We start from the raw sequence: 14314 nt of genomic DNA, 5'->3' as shown, positions 1-14314 counted from the left end.
CCAAACTTGGGTTCTCTCATGTTTTGTTTTAGTTCGCGCTTGCTTCAGTCGTGATGTTGGGTGCGGATACTTGATATTCGAAACCACCCAATAAAGCCGCTAAGTTGCTGTTTACGATGTTTAAATCGGTAATAAGACGTTGCTGTTCGAGCTTTAGCGCCAGCTCGTCTGTGCTTGCCATGATCACGTCGTTAAACTGTGCGGTGTTGTTTTGATAGCCCCTTTCTACCGCGTGAATACGAGCTTGAACTTGGGGAAGTAAGGTGGATTGATAACGCTCTAAACGCTGACTCAAGTTGGCGCGATCAACCAGCAATGTGTTGACCTTTGCGTTCATCTGAGTCAGTAACGTATCTTTTTGTGAACGAGCGGCACCCACTTGATACTGGGCGGCAGCTAAGTTGCGGTCTTGGCGATTGCCAGTGAACAGGGGAATGTCCATCGTTAGATACGCGCTCACCAAATCCGATGCTGGTTCGCCTTTCATATTGTTGGCTTGACGATAGGCATACATCACTTCCACACCAAATTGAGGTGTGTAAGCTTGCTCTGCAATGTCCACTTGAGTTTCATTGGCAGAAATACTTACGTCTGCCATTTTTACCATCGGGTGCTCACTCAACTGTTGGTAGTGCTTGGTCGTTTCGTTATTTGCAGACAACTTTTGGTTTAATGACGCCCAAGTCAGTGTGTTGCTGGCTTGAAGTGTTGAGCGTCCGTTTTGGGTATAGGTATTGAGCCAGTCAGAGCCCAACCATTCTGAGAGTTGCGAGACCAAACGGCGCTGCATTTGTGCGTTGGCTTGCAGCTTTTCATCCAACTTACTCACTTGAAGCTGTGCATTCAGTAAATCTTGCGCTTCGCTTTTGCCGATTGAGTAATTGGTTTGAATGAAGTTTTCCATTTCCGTCATGAGCCGACGGTTTTCTAGCAAAATTTGCTCTGCTTTCTGCTGATAGCCCAGCTCCAACCAAAGCTGAGTCATGCTGTTTGCCACTTCAAGCTCCCGTGCGTGAACTTGCAACGACAAACCATCGGCTTGTTGATTGGCTTTCTTTTGTTGAAGATCGAGCGTCGAGCCACGTTCGAACTGTTGCATCAAACCGACGGAGATATTGGTCATTGGATCTTCGTCAAATTTGAAGCTATCGACAGGCAAACCACCAAAACCGACTTTCAATTTCGGGTCCATCAAGGTTGCGCTGGCTACGCCTGTTTCACGCATTGCTTCCGATTGAGCATAGAACTGCTTACGGTTGCCATCGTTACTCAACGCAACGCTAATGAGGTTTGCTAGCTCATTGGTTGACTGAGCTTGGATTGACTGAGCTTGGATTGATTGAGCTTGCGCTTCTTGTTGTGCTTTCGTATTGGCTGGCGATTGTGCCACCACATTGAAAGCAGGTAGGGCAACCAGAGCCAGTGAGCATACTGGTGCCACTAAGCGATTTGGGTTGAATTCCATAATTTACATCCAAATTGATACCAAGCTCTTTTGCGTTTCGGGATCGATTGAACCGAGCGGGAGAGCGTTGGTATTTGCCAAACGGATGACGCACTTTTTTATCGCTAAATAGCAGGTAACAAATGGAGTTACGAGCGAATAGCTGAGGTGAGCACGCTATCAGTTGGGCGCAAAGAAACTGCCTGCAAAGCGATGCAGGGTCGAATGCTTTGTATGGATTAAACTATCGGAGGCCGATACAAATCATGGGTGACTTGTACCACTGGTGCGGTAATTTCTGAGGCAATGGATGCGCGACAAGCCAATGGGGAGAGCTGGCTGTCAGTGACTGGTAATGGGACAAAAACGAATGAGCAAGATGCTGTACAGCAATTGTGGATCATACCGGAGCCATCAACACAGCTCATGGTAATCTCTGCAGAGTCGGAGCTCAACGATGAGGCCATCTCCATGCTCATACTCGGGGAGCCGCAGTGATCGTTCTCGCTTGCCATTTCCGTCATGTGAGCAGACATCATGGCATCACTCGACATCATTTTTAGGCTCATTAAAGGCGCACTATTTACCACGCTAGATACCAGCAGTATCAGCGTTGTACATAACGTTAGCCAAATTGTATGCAATGATTTCAGACGCATACGGTTTCCAGTCAAAATGAGCTTATATATCGAGTAACCACTAAATAATAAAGGTTACCCTAGGGGTAAAGTCAAGGATTATACCGACCCCACTTCGAGATAATGAGTTCTACATCTTAAAGTCAATTGGACATATTAATCGCTAAGAAATATCTCGCTAGTGAGTTTTTTGTCACACGAACTTTCCATGGTAGGGTTTATCCTTATAGAATGTAAGGTTTAGTGTGCCTGCTTCGGGGGTTGTATGATAGAAATTGTCATCGATGGAAAATATAGAATTGTAGAAGAGGGGCTAACCCTTCTGGAAGCAGCCAAAGTGTGCGGGGTCGAAATCCCTTCACTGTGCGGAATGAACAAAAGTAACGAGAAAATTCCGTGTGATTTGTGTGTGGTCGAAGTGGAAAGTGGCGGAACTAAGCGCGCCTGTGATCTCAAAGTGTACCGCGGTCTCAATGTCGTCACACAATCAGAACAACTGAGTGAGCACCGCAGAAAAGCGCTCAACCGAATCATGACGGACCACTACGCCGACTGTGAAGCTCCTTGTAAAACGGCGTGTCCTGCTGGAGTAGACATCCAATCTTATCTCTACCATATCTCGCAAAACGATCATCAAAAAGCGATTGAAGTTATTAAACGCACACTGCCAATGCCGTTGTCGATTGGGCGCGTGTGTCCGGCATTCTGCGAAAGTGAGTGTCGCCGTTCTTTGGTGGATGAGCCGATTGCCATTCGCCAACTCAAACGCCATGCCGCAGACGCAGATTTAGCGGCGCATGAAGCGTATGTCCCAGAGAAAAAAACAGCGAAGCATCGCAAGATCGCCGTTGTTGGTAGTGGCCCCGGTGGCTTAACGGCAGGTTATTACTTGTCGAATGAAGGTTATGACGTCACCGTATTTGAGTCCATGCCAAAAGCAGGCGGTTGGCTACGCTACGGCATTCCTGAATATCGCCTACCCAAAGACATTCTAGACAAAGAAATCGAACTGATGTGCCGCAACGGCATGCAAGTTGAAACCAACAAAAAGCTTGGTGTTGATTTCACGCTGTCTCAATTGAGTGAAGACTACGATGCCGTCTGTTTGGCTGTGGGGGCGTCTCAAGCGGTAGAAATGAATTATCCTGGTAGCGACTTGGACGGCTGTTATCTCGGTGTTGATTACCTGAAAGATTACGTTACAGAACAAAACTACGCGACGGGCAGAAAAGTTGCCGTGATTGGTGGTGGTAACACTGCGATCGACTGCGCGCGTACGGCGCGTCGTGCGGGTGCCGATACCACTTTGATCTATCGTCGAACTCGTGACGAAATGCCAGCCGAAGACTACGAAATCGTCGAAGCTGAACATGAGGGCGTAAAGTTCCATTTCTTAACGAATCCGGCGGAAAACATCGCGGATGAAAACGGCCGCGTGAAGGCAATTCGATTAGAACGAATGGCGTTAGGTGAGCCAGATGCGTCTGGTCGTCGTAGCCCGAAACCAACGGGTGAGTTCTTTACTGAAGCATTTGATACCGTGATTGCAGCGGTATCGCAAAAGCCGGATCTCAGCTTCTTAGAAAACGATGAGCTCTCCATTCCTCTAACGCGTTGGAACACATCTGAATCCGATGCGCAAACCATGCACACGGGTACGGGCAATATCTTCAGTATCGGTGATTTTCGTCGTGGTCCTGCGACAGCGGTTGAAGCAGTGGGAGATGGGCGAGTTGCGGCAAAAGCGATTGATCTGTTCCTCAATGGCGATATGGCGGACTTGCCGAAACCTGCGTTCAACTCTCGTAAAGAGAAAAAACTGGCGCAGGTAGACCCACTTCATTTCGAAAATATCCAAAAAGTTGCTCGTTCAATCATGCCGGAGTTGACTCCAGCGCAGCGTGAGCAGAGTTTTGCTGAAGTGGAACTGGGCTTTGATAACGAAGAGGCCATGAAAGAAGCGGCGCGGTGCTTAGAGTGTGGGTGCCAAGCGAATACCGACTGTGCCTTGCGAGATTACTCAACGGAATATCATGCCGAGCAACATTTCGATGTTTCCGTGGACGTTTCCTCTGCTAGCGTGATTGGCCATCAAGATTGGCTCGATTTGCGAGCGAAAGATCTTCGTCATAAGTACGAAGTAGACCGCAGTTCTGAGTTCATTGAATTTGATGCTAACCGCTGCATCAGTTGTGGTCAGTGTATTCAAGCATGCCGCGAGCAAGCGGTACATGGTGTGTTGAGTTTTGTGTCGGATAAAAATGGCCGACCAGCTTTAAGACCAGATGATCGTCCACGATTCCGTTCCGATGAAAAAGGCTCAAGTTGCAGCGGTTTGACGCTCATGGGCGATTCAAAATGCGTGCAATGTGGGGCGTGTGTTCAGGCGTGTCCAACGGGCGCGATGGTGGACAGCCGTGATCGTTCTCAAGGTAGAACCGAACACCTAAAAGCCGTCGACACCATTTGTACCTACTGCGGTGTGGGTTGTAAGTTGACCATGTTTGTCGATGAGCAACAAAACAAAATCCGCTATGTAAAAGGTGCGGATTCGCCAGTTAACCAAGGTATGCTGTGTGTGAAAGGCCGTTTTGGTTTTGATTTCATTAGCAGCGAAGAGCGTTTAACGACACCACTGATTCGTAAAGATGGTTGGTTGCAGCCAGCAAGTTGGAACGAAGCGATTCAGCTAGTGGCTTCGAAGCTTTCGACCATCAAGCAAGATTTTGGTAGCAACGCACTGGCCGGATTCTCTTCAGCGAAAACCACTAACGAAGATAACTACGCGTTTCAAAAATTCATCCGTCGTGAACTTGGTACGAACAACGTTGATCACTGCGCACGTTTGTGTCACGCATCAAGTGTGACAGGGCTTGAAGCATCGCTGGGGAGTGGTGCGATGACCAACGACATTCCAAGCATTAAGCATTCCGATGTGATCTTTATTATCGGTTCTGACACCACATCTGCGCACCCGATCATCGCTTCGCATATCAAACAGGCGATTCGTCATCACGGGGCACGCTTGATTGTGGCAGACCCGAAACGAGTGGACATGGCCGAACATGCAGAGCTGTACTTAGCGCATCGACCGGGTACGGATGTTATGTTGCTCAACGGCGTGATGCAGCAAATCATCAAAAATGGTTGGTACGATCAAGAATACATCGAAGAGCGCGTCGACGGCTTTGATACCTTGCTTCAAGAGGTGATGTCGCCAGCGTACAACCTCGATAAAGTTGAGTTAGTAACGGGCGTAAAAGCGGACGATATTTTCGCGATGGCGCGAATGATCGGTACGGCAAAACGCACGGCGGTGTATTACTCAATGGGTATTACCCAGCATACTACAGGGCACGACAACGTTCGTTCGATTGCAAACCTGCAATTGTTGTGTGGCAACATCGGTATTGAGGGTGGTGGTATTAACCCACTGCGCGGTCAATCAAACGTACAAGGTGCGTGTGATATGGGCGCATTGCCGAACTGTTATCCGGGATACCAAAAAGTGTATAACCCGATTGTTCGTCAGAAATTCGCGATTGAGTGGGATGCGCCGAACTTACCTTCTGAGCAAGGGCTTACCCTAACGGAAATCATCGATGCGGCGTGCAAACGAGAAGTTCGCGGGATGTACATCATGGGCGAAAACCCAGTACTGAGTGATCCAAACCAAGCACACGTGATTGAAGGGTTGGAAGCACTCGACTTCTTGGTCGTGCAAGACATCTTCCTCACCGAGACGGCGCAGTACGCCGATGTGGTATTGCCTTCTTGTTCATTTGCGGAGAAATCCGGTCACTTCACCAATACTGAGCGCCGCGTGCAGCGCGTTAATGCGGCAGTGAAAGCGCCGGGTGAGGCGAAAGAAGATTGGTGGATCATTCAAGCGATCGCAAACGCGATGGGTAGCGATTGGCATTACCAGTGCGTTTCTGAAATCACTAGCGAGATCGCGCGTGTAACGCCGCAATATGCAGGGTTGCGCTGGGACGCGATCACGCCGAACGGTGTTCAATGGCCAAGTAACAAGAACAATCCAAACGGTACTCGTATTATGCACCAAACCCAATTTACCCGAGGGAAAGGGCAAATGGTGGGCGTGCCGTTCCGCTATGCAGCTGAGTTGCCTGATGAAGAGTATCCTTTGGTGCTTACAACAGGGCGTGTGCTAGAACAGTTCCACACCGGTACGATGACACGCAAAACGAAAGGGTTGGATAACCTTGCTGGGCCAAGAGCGATGATCAGTGTTGAAGATGCCGAAGCAATTGGTATCCATAATGGTCAGCGCCTAAAAGTGTCGACTCGTCGTGGCAGCATCGAAATTGATGCGTTTGTGACCAAGCGAATGCAAAAAGGCGTCGTGTTTATCCCGTTTCATTTCGTTGAATCGCCGGTCAACCGCTTGACGACTACGGCAACGGACCCGCATGCGAAAATTCCTGAATTCAAAGTCGCAGCGGTGAAGATTGAAATCAGTGAAACGGCTGCTCAACCAGAGCCTGTCGAGGAAGCGGTACACCACGTCTAACATCAACGCTTCACGCACTGGCGAGTTGAGAAATTGCATTTAAGCTTATGATATGTAATAGCGAAACGAGCAGTGCGTGTGCCGAGCGTTTTTAAGTGGATCATATTGCTTCTACCCGCTCTTATTTGGCTGGCGGTCAGGCAAATTGAACATATTTGGTGGGCGGAGAATCTTACCTCGATTCCCGCCCTCATTGTGTTCACTTACGTTGTGTTAGCCTCGGCGTTTTTCATCACTCGTCGATGGTTGCAAAGTGCATTTTCTGCCTTTGTCGCTATTTTGTTTGTCTCGTTACTTGTTCCGTCGCAGCGCAGCCACGTGGCGTCTTGCTCGCACTCGTTGAGCGTCATTCAATTCAATCTTTTTTACGAAAACTCAGACATCAATCAGTTCATCAACTATCTGTTGAGGCATCCTGCTGATTTGGCGGTGATGCAAGAGCTGACGCCGCGTGTTGGCAGCCTTTTGCACATGTTGGATGATGTCTATCCGCATTATTATGGTGGCCAACGTGACGTAGGGTACCCATCAAATTTGATGATTCTTAGCCGACACCCGATCACGGAGGTTTCGGTTTATCGTGCGCCAAATGGACAAGAAGTCATCAGAGCGGTTTGGTTGCCTAAAGGTCAAGCACCGATCACTTTGTTTGCGGCTCATCCACCGTCACCAAGAACCAGCGAGCTTTGGCATCAAAGAAATGCGCTGGTGCGAACTATAGAAATGCTGACCGCGCTTTATCCCGAGCCAGAGGTGTTGGTTGTGGGGGATTTCAATCTCTCCTCGGTTAGCCCTCGTTTTTCTGCGCTGTTCCCGAGTTTCCAAACCGCGCCAGTGACGAGCTGGCCAACTAACATCAAAGGCATCAACGTGCCAGAGCCGATGATGATAGGTATTGATCATTTGTGGCTAAAATCTGAGCAAGGACAGCGAATCATCTGCTCTCGTGAATCCTCTGCTTTTCCTCAAGGCTCAGATCACCGCATGGTGACAACCCAGATCGGTGTGCATATCCCATAGTTCAAGCCCTTAGAGTTTGTCATGTTTCATAAGTAAAACCGGTACTGAGCTTTTCATAGAATTGACTGTCTCTGACTGTTCTCTGTTATTTGAGCAAGTTCCATGACCTAAACTTTGCTTGCTTCCTATACTGAACTAACGAAGCAGGATTTTTATAACAACAAGAGGCAGCTTGCATGACAAGAACAACCTCATTTGCACTCGTTCTATTACTGATGTGCGCATACTTTGGTTACAACCGTTATTACGTGTATCCGCAGCAGTTGGAAACACAGGCCAAATCCATGTTGATACAAATGGCAAATCGCGAAGAGTGGATGGATGTGTTTGAGATGATGAATCGCGTAGAGGCGCACAAAGGGCATTTAGAACTCGTGGCCGATGTTACGTCTTCTGATGGCAAACGTGCTTACAGTGAAGGCTTTATTACCTATACCGATCGTGAAGGTGTCGTCTGTAAACAGGTGGTGTTTAACTTTAAAATCAACTCTTTGAAAAACTACAGTATTTCAGACTTACGAGACTGCTCGTACGGCGAATATTATTAAGGTGAGTTGCTTAGTTAAGTCCGGTAAAACTAAATTTGAATATCCAAACAAAAATAGCCTCATTGTCGAGGCTATTTTTGTTTCTGCGAAAGAGAAAAATTGGCAAGTTTAATCGAGCGATTTCTTAAACCTCAGTGACGCAACGACCAATCCAAATACGGTAAACCCGAGCAACCAAAGGGTATCTCGCCATAAGTCCATCAGATCCGCTCCTCGCAACACTATGCCTCGAATCATGCGCATAAAGTGAGTGGCGGGCAGGGCTTCTGAAATCCACTGTGCTGCGACTGGCATGCCCTCGTAAGGGAACATAAATCCAGACAGCAGAATTGAAGGCAGAAGAATGAACACCGTCATTTGCATGGCTTGAAGCTGAGTTGTGGCGATGGTGGATATGACCAATCCTAAAGTTAAGCTGGCGGCGATAAACAACAAGGTTCCAAACAAAATTTGGCTGATTGCACCGTTAATCGGCACGCCGAAAATCCAATGTCCCAACCCTAGAATGATGAAAACCTGAATTAAGCCGACAAAGATATACGGCACGATTTTCGCCACCATTAGCTCTATCGAGTGGATGGGCGTGGTGATCAATAGCTCCAAATTTCCCCGTTCACGTTCTCGTACAATCGCGGCACTGGTGAACAAAATCATCGTCATGGTGAGAATCACACCGAGTAAGCCGGGTACGATGTTGACCGCAGAACGCCGACTTGGGTTGTAGTAGAGTGCGACTTCGAATGTTTTGCTTGGCGCTGGGCGAATCTCGAAATCAAAATCGGTCAATGGCATGGTTTGCAACGACAATATTGCCGAGCTGATCATGGTATCTGACCCATCCACAATCCACTGCCCAAGCTCCCGACCTTGCATCATGCGTTGTGTGAGATCGCTTGGCAAAATCAGCACGGCGCGCACAATACCATCTTGAATCGCTTGTTCAGCCTCTTGCGCGGTGGCATAGGTTTCTTTGATATCCACCACTTGAGTGACTTTGACGGACTGGGTAATGATCCGTCCGGCGGTGCTGCCACTTTGGTCGACAACACCTACCGGAATGTTGCGAATGTCCGTATTGATTGCAAAGCCGAACAACAAAAGCTGGATAAGCGGGATCATCACCACCATGCCAAATGTGATTCGGTCACGGGAAAGTTGGCGAATCTCTTTGATCATGACGGCTTTCATGCGGGCGATAGGTTTCATCATTGGCGGCCTTTCCCTGTCACGCTGACAAAAACATCTTCTAAGCTTGGGCGAGCGTGGTTCATTTCAGTGTTTTGAAGTTCGGGAAACGTCTGCTTTAACCATTCAATCGGCTGCTCGACATGCTGGTGGATAAGGATGCGTAAACGAATCCCCAACTGCGCCGCAGAGCGAACTTCGTCACGTTGAATCAGCTTTTCTTTGAGTTCACGAAGTTTGTCGGTTTTCACCTCAATGATATTAACGCCCATCTGTTCCATTAACTGTTCTGGCTCGCCATCGGCACGAATTTCGCCCGACTCCATGATCGCCAGACGGTGGCAGCGCTCTGCTTCGTCCATGTAATGCGTGGTGACCAAAATCGTCGTACCTTGATCGCACAAGTCGAACAACTGCTCCCAAAAATCGCGTCGATTTTCGGGATCAACGGCGGATGTCGGCTCATCCAAAAATAGCAGTTCGGGTTTGTGCATGGTCGCCGCGGCGAGTGAAAGGCGCTGCTTTTGACCGCCACTCATGCCGCTTACGCGCTGTTTGCGCAATTGATCCAACCCGTAAGTGGTGAGCTGCTCTTCGATCCGCTCTTTCAGCGACTTGCTGCTTAAACCAAAAATTTGCCCAATAAATTCGAGGTTTTCTTGAACGGATAGGTCGTCGTACAACGAGAACTTTTGTGTCATGTAGCCAATTTTGAGCCGCAGTTGTTCGGATTGCTTTGGGATTTCTAATCCAAGCACATTCACACTGCCTTCGCTTGGGCTAAGAAGGCCGGTGAGCACACGAATGGTGGTCGACTTACCACAACCATTTTGCCCCAAAAATCCGTAAATGCTGCCTTTGGGCACGTTGAGTGTGATGTTATTGATAGCAGTAAAGTCGCCGAACTTTTTGACCACATTTTGAGCTTGAATTGCATACTCGGTCATTGGCTTACTCCATCAAATCTACTTGGGCAGGCACACCGGACGGCAACGTTTTGGCAGTCTCAGGTAAATCAACTTCTGCTAGATACATCAATCGTGAACGTTCTTCTTCGGTTAGTGCGAAGTAGGGCGTGAATGACGGCTCACTAGCCACCCAACGAACGGTGCCTTGTAATGGACTCTCCAGGCCATCGACATTTACCGTCACGGTTTTCCCAGGAATAAACCCGATTCGATAATCGGCAGGAACATACACTCGCGCATACGGCACGCGGTTGGCTTGAATCACGGCAACCACACCGTTCACTGGTACGCGTTCGCCAAGGTTGTAAGGCAAATTATCGAGCGTACCGTCACGCGTGGCCGTGATGGTGAGTTCTGCCAGTTTTTGCTCTTGCAACGCCACTTCGGCTTTTGCCGCCATTAAAGCGGCTTTAGCTTGTTCGATGTCTTCTAGGCGAGAACCTGCGGTGAGCTTACTGAACTCTTCTTTTGCTGAGTCTAATTCAGCTCTCGCAGAGTCCCTTGCCGCAAGAGCGGAATCTTTTTCGGATTGGCTGATGAGCTTTTTACGCACCAGTTCTGCTTTGCGTTGATAGTTTTTCTGCGCTTCGGTGAGCTGCGCTTCCGCTCGGGCTACGCGTGCTGATGCGGCAGCAATGTCTTCTGGACGTTCACCATTGGTCAATTTAAGCAAATACGCTCCCGCTTTGGCTTGCTCGGCAACGGCGTGTGCAAGAACGGCTTGTTGATTCTTGGTATCGAGCTGAACCAACACTTCCCCTTCACTGACCAAGCTGCCTTCTTTGACAGGAAGGGCTCTAATTATCTCATTAGATGTGGCAGTAAACGTTACGCGGTCACGTTCTAAAGTGCCAAGCGCTTGGTGCGTGTTATCTTTTGAACAGGCGCTTAAAAGGGCAATAACCAATGTGCCAAAAATGATTCGCTTCATAGTGCGGTGCTTCCTTTGAAGAAATAATGCATGAATAGATAACTTGTGAACGGGAGCGTGTTGATTGAGTCCGCTAACCCGTCGCTCATCGCCATCCATAACGATTTCTTGTTAGAGCTTAGCATTTTATCTACAAGCGATTCTTTTTAAATAGAGAGGCTTAGCGTTGGAACAAGCTTGTCGCGAGGTGGAATGAAAAAACCTTGAACGAGGTCAGGTTTTTCCTGATAAGTAAAATTAAATGCCCAGCGGTAAACACTAGGCTAGTTGAGGCTGCAAGTTGTCAATTGATTCTGAATTAGAAATCACTTCACATTTTAAGTGGTTGATTCGTAAAATGGATTGCGGTCGACCATGACAATAGGCAAGGTGTTGAATAATACGAATCACTCATATAAGGCCATCCATGACAACAACTGGTCACGTGCATTTTTATATTGGCACTTACACCAACCCACCGAGTACGAGCACGGGCATCGCGCGTGTAGCGCTGAACACTGAAACGGGTGAACTGACTCGGCTTGACGATATTGTAGTTCAACGTAATCCGTCCTATCTCACGACCACCGAACACGGGCTGTATACGTTTAGCGAAATGGATAGAAATGAAGGTGCTGAGCTCGCGTTTTTTCGCGGTAGTGAATCCGTCTCTTTGCCGATTAACGGCGATTATCCGTGTCATTTGGATATCAAAAAACCGTTGTTGGCGGTCGCTAACTATGGTTCTGGAAATGTTAGCGTATTTCAATTGGATCGCGATGGTAAACCGCTTGGTTTATTGGCGGATTTATACGTTGATGGATGCGGGCCGAATTTAGAGCGCCAAACTTCTCCTCATGCTCATCAAGTCACGTTTTTAAAGCACAGTGATCAATTGGTTGTCGTAGACTTAGGCAGCGATAGCGTCCTTATTTATGATTACGATGCCCAGCCGCCGGATTTTTCACTGTCGCAAGTGATTCATTTGCCCGCAGGTTCGGGACCGCGCCATCTGGTGTTTAACCAACAAGAGTCGACAGCGTATGTGGTTTGCGAACTGTCAGAAACCTTGATTGTTCTGGTTAAGCACCAAGATAAATGGCTTATCTCGAATCAAACAGAATTGTTAGAAGGGGAAGAGAATCAGCAAGCGGCGGCGGCGATTCGTCTGTCGCAAGATGAAACGTTTTTGTATGTCTCTTGCCGAGCTCAGAACAAAATCAGTGTGTTTGATGTGTCTGGTGATACGCCCAAAAGGCGAGCAGCCATTCACTGTGAAGGGGCTTTTCCACGAGATTTTGTGTTGTCTCATGATCAAAAGTGGTTGCTGGTTGCCAATCAACATTCCAACAATGTGGTGAGCTTTCGTCGCAACCCTCAAACCGGTGAAATTACCCCAACGGGTTATGACTGTGAGATAGGCTCTCCAGTGTGTATTGTCGAACAACCTTTGTAACGATTAACGCTGAAACAACAGGAAATAGAAAAGCCTAGCGGGCGGCTAGGCTTTCAGGATAAAAACAGTTAACGCCAATCCTCAACGCGCAGTTAGACGTAAATTTTGCCTTTCATATACAACACACCATCACCAGATACATTGACGCAATCCTCCTTGACTTCGCAGTACAGAATGCCACCACGTGCTGATGATTGATACGCCACTAAAGATGCTTTGCCGAGCTCTTGCGCCCAATATGGTGCTAAGCCTGCGTGGATTGATCCTGTGACAGGGTCTTCATCTCCGCCGTTAGCTGGCCAAAAGTAGCGAGATACAAAGTCGTATTGACTGCCTTTTGATGTGACGACGACATCGTAAGGGGCTAGTTGTTTCAGTTGGTCGGATCGATATTGAACATCGAAAACGGTTTGCTCATCTTCCACGATGACGAAGTAAGCTTGCGGGCTAAGCAGTACGTGTGTGACCTCGCAGTTTAATCCCTTAATTAATTGCATAGGAATGGCGTCGACGGGTAGTGGCGGTCTTGTTGGAAATGTCATTTCAATCTTGCCAAGTGCGTTCTTAATTACGGTTAAGGTACCCACTTTTAATGTGTGAAACTCAATACTTCCTGTAACGCCGAGTTGGTCGAACAACACCATGGAAGCCGCGAGCGTTGCGTGTCCACAAAAGTCGATTTCTGTGAGTGGCGAAAACCAGCGTACTTCATATTGATTCGTACCAATCGCTTTAACAAACGCGGTTTCAGAGAGGTTGTTTTCCGCTGCAATGTTTTGCATTAGCTCTGGTTCTAACCATTCTTGCAAGGGTACGACTGCGGCTGAGTTGCCTTTAAATTGCGTGTCTGTAAATGCGTCAACGACGTAGATATCCAGTTCCATTTTGTCTTCCTTGTTCTCTGAGCGGTTGGTTAGCATAAACCAGATGCAACTCAGAGAATAAGAAATTTATGTTTGAATCTTAAAGTATCAAAATAGACGATGGTTTTATATTTTGTGATACTTATTGATGTATCTTGGCTTGGGTTGATGAATAGACTTGAATTGAACTCATTGAAAGGAATAAACACATGAAAGCGATTCACAAGTCTGTTTTGGCCCTTAGCGTTTTGGTTATCGGCTCTGCCCATGCTTTTGAACTAACGAGCAAAGATATTCAAGAAGGTCATCCAATGGCGAAGACATTTGAATATTCAGGTTGGGGATGTGATGGTGCGAACCAGTCTCCACAACTGATGTGGAAAGACGTTCCAAAGGGTACAAAAAGTTTTGCGATTACCGCGTACGATCCTGATGCACCAACAGGCAGTGGTTTTTGGCATTGGATAGCGTTTGATATTCCAGCCTCAGTTAACGAGCTGCCTCGTGGCGTTGATATCAGCAAGCTCGGCGGTAAGGAGTCTCGTATCGATTACGGTACTACTGGTTTTGGCGGCGCATGTCCTCCAGAAAAAGATGGTATGCACCGCTACCAGTTTACCGTTTGGGCGCTGCCGAGTGATAAGTTGAACTTGGATGAGAACACGCCAGCGGCGGTTGTGGGATTTACGTTGAATAGTGTCGCATTGGACAACGCGAAGTTAACCGCGACTTACACGCGATAATTAAA

At 47.9% G+C, this 14314-nt stretch carries 11 protein-coding genes; 5 read left to right on the top strand and 6 right to left on the bottom strand.

Annotated elements, in window-relative coordinates:
* Nucleotides 1–28: 28 nt before the first annotated feature.
* Together P4S59_RS22750 and P4S59_RS22745 are read right to left on the bottom strand one after the other, a co-directional pair.
* Nucleotides 29–1465, bottom strand: a complete 1437-nt coding sequence (locus P4S59_RS22750) for a TolC family protein (RefSeq protein ID WP_337169110.1) — start codon at nucleotides 1463–1465, stop codon at nucleotides 29–31.
* Between the two features lie 218 nt (nucleotides 1466–1683).
* Nucleotides 1684–2103, bottom strand: coding sequence for a hypothetical protein (locus tag P4S59_RS22745; RefSeq protein ID WP_005391253.1), 420 nt, complete (start codon nucleotides 2101–2103; stop codon nucleotides 1684–1686).
* A gap of 244 nt (nucleotides 2104–2347) precedes the next feature.
* Between P4S59_RS22745 and fdhF the strand changes: the two genes are divergently transcribed.
* From fdhF to P4S59_RS22730, 3 genes are all read left to right on the top strand, one after another.
* Nucleotides 2348–6616, top strand: coding sequence for a formate dehydrogenase subunit alpha (gene fdhF, locus P4S59_RS22740; protein WP_337169109.1), 4269 nt, complete (start codon nucleotides 2348–2350; stop codon nucleotides 6614–6616).
* Nucleotides 6617–6688: 72 nt separating this feature from the next.
* A complete protein-coding gene (locus P4S59_RS22735) occupies nucleotides 6689–7636 on the top strand; it encodes an endonuclease/exonuclease/phosphatase family protein (RefSeq protein ID WP_104973857.1) in 948 nt (315 codons plus the stop codon).
* A 176-nt stretch (nucleotides 7637–7812) separates the two neighbouring features.
* On the top strand, nucleotides 7813–8184 hold the full coding sequence (locus P4S59_RS22730) for a hypothetical protein (protein WP_005391248.1): 372 nt from the start codon (nucleotides 7813–7815) through the stop codon (nucleotides 8182–8184).
* 108 nt (nucleotides 8185–8292) lie between these two features.
* On the opposite strand, the gene P4S59_RS22725 is transcribed toward P4S59_RS22730, so the two are convergent.
* The 3 genes from P4S59_RS22725 to P4S59_RS22715 are packed head-to-tail and all read right to left on the bottom strand — an operon-like array spanning nucleotide 8293 to nucleotide 11268.
* Nucleotides 8293–9390, bottom strand: coding sequence for an ABC transporter permease (locus tag P4S59_RS22725; protein WP_005498311.1), 1098 nt, complete (start codon nucleotides 9388–9390; stop codon nucleotides 8293–8295).
* On the bottom strand, nucleotides 9390–10316 hold the full coding sequence (locus tag P4S59_RS22720; protein ID WP_337169108.1) for an ABC transporter ATP-binding protein: 927 nt from the start codon (nucleotides 10314–10316) through the stop codon (nucleotides 9390–9392). The genes P4S59_RS22725 and P4S59_RS22720 overlap by 1 nt, the downstream gene beginning before the upstream one ends.
* Before the next feature lie 4 nt (nucleotides 10317–10320).
* Nucleotides 10321–11268 (bottom strand): HlyD family secretion protein, encoded by a 948-nt coding sequence (locus P4S59_RS22715; protein WP_104973854.1) that lies wholly within the window; start codon nucleotides 11266–11268, stop codon nucleotides 10321–10323.
* A 406-nt stretch (nucleotides 11269–11674) separates the two neighbouring features.
* On the opposite strand from P4S59_RS22715, the gene P4S59_RS22710 reads away from it, so the two are divergent.
* Nucleotides 11675–12703 carry a lactonase family protein gene (locus tag P4S59_RS22710; protein WP_337169107.1) on the top strand — a complete coding sequence of 343 codons (1029 nt, stop codon included), beginning with the start codon at nucleotides 11675–11677 and terminating at the stop codon, nucleotides 12701–12703.
* Between the two features lie 92 nt (nucleotides 12704–12795).
* On the opposite strand, the gene P4S59_RS22705 is transcribed toward P4S59_RS22710, so the two are convergent.
* Entirely contained in the window at nucleotides 12796–13587 is a 792-nt protein-coding gene (locus P4S59_RS22705) for a PhzF family phenazine biosynthesis protein (protein WP_337169106.1), read from the bottom strand.
* A gap of 188 nt (nucleotides 13588–13775) precedes the next feature.
* Between P4S59_RS22705 and P4S59_RS22700 the strand changes: the two genes are divergently transcribed.
* Nucleotides 13776–14309 (top strand): YbhB/YbcL family Raf kinase inhibitor-like protein, encoded by a 534-nt coding sequence (locus tag P4S59_RS22700; protein ID WP_005391235.1) that lies wholly within the window; start codon nucleotides 13776–13778, stop codon nucleotides 14307–14309.
* The last annotated feature ends 5 nt before the right edge of the window (nucleotides 14310–14314 follow it).

Source organism: Vibrio sp. M60_M70, assembly GCF_037162085.1.
In the GTDB taxonomy this organism is placed as follows: Bacteria; Pseudomonadota; Gammaproteobacteria; order Enterobacterales; family Vibrionaceae; genus Vibrio; species Vibrio diabolicus.
Note: the sequence above shows the minus strand (reverse complement) of the source record. Positions and strands in the feature narration are given on the sequence as shown.